The organism is Catenovulum maritimum (assembly GCF_001050375.1).
Taxonomy (GTDB): Bacteria; Pseudomonadota; Gammaproteobacteria; order Enterobacterales; family Alteromonadaceae; genus Catenovulum; species Catenovulum maritimum.
In genome coordinates this window covers 15669-16339 of the sequence record NZ_KQ130518.1, presented here as the reverse complement: position 1 = coordinate 16339, position 671 = coordinate 15669, and the positions used below count along the sequence as shown (strand labels likewise).

General features: G+C 37.0%; 1 pseudogene. It reads left to right on the top strand.

The features are described 5' to 3' along the window. Window positions 1-8 precede the first annotated feature (8 nt). Window positions 9-671: pseudogene (locus tag XM47_RS18435) on the top strand (ISAs1 family transposase); the annotation flags it as partial.

The window sequence follows — 671 nt, the reverse complement described above, 5'->3', positions numbered from 1 at the left end:
CTAGAGCCATGTCATTTATAGATCATTTTGAAACACTTGAAGATACTCGTTCGCATATCAATAAAAAGCATGAGTTGCTTGATGTCATATTTCTCACAGTGGTTGCGATTCTGTCAGGTGCGGAAGGTTGGAAAGACATTAAACAGTTTGGTGATAATAAATTAGATTGGTTACGTAAATTTAGACAGTTCGAAAACGGTATTCCAGTTGACGATACCATTGCTAGAATAATCAGTGTATTAGAGCCTACAGCCCTCTTAACTTGCTTTGTAAGTTGGGTTAATGAAATGCGAGATAGCCAAGGTCAATCAGTTATTAATTTTGACGGAAAAACACTTAGGCATTCATTTGATGGTGACCGAAAAACGGCAATTCACAGCGTGTCAGCTTATGCTGTAGAACAAGGACTCGTTTTAGCTCAAAGTAAATCCCTAGGGAAAAAGAATGAGGTATCCACGGTCATGGAACTTATTGAATTACTAGAAATTAAAGGGAATATCATTACAGCTGATGCAATGCATTGCCTTAAAAAAGTAGCGACAGCAATTGACAAAAAGGGCGGTGATTATGTGCTACAGGTTAAAAATAACCAAGGTAAATTATCGAACGAAATTAAAGCTTACTTTCATAAAGAACGCAGAGACAATAAAGAACTAATTTCGTCACACTCG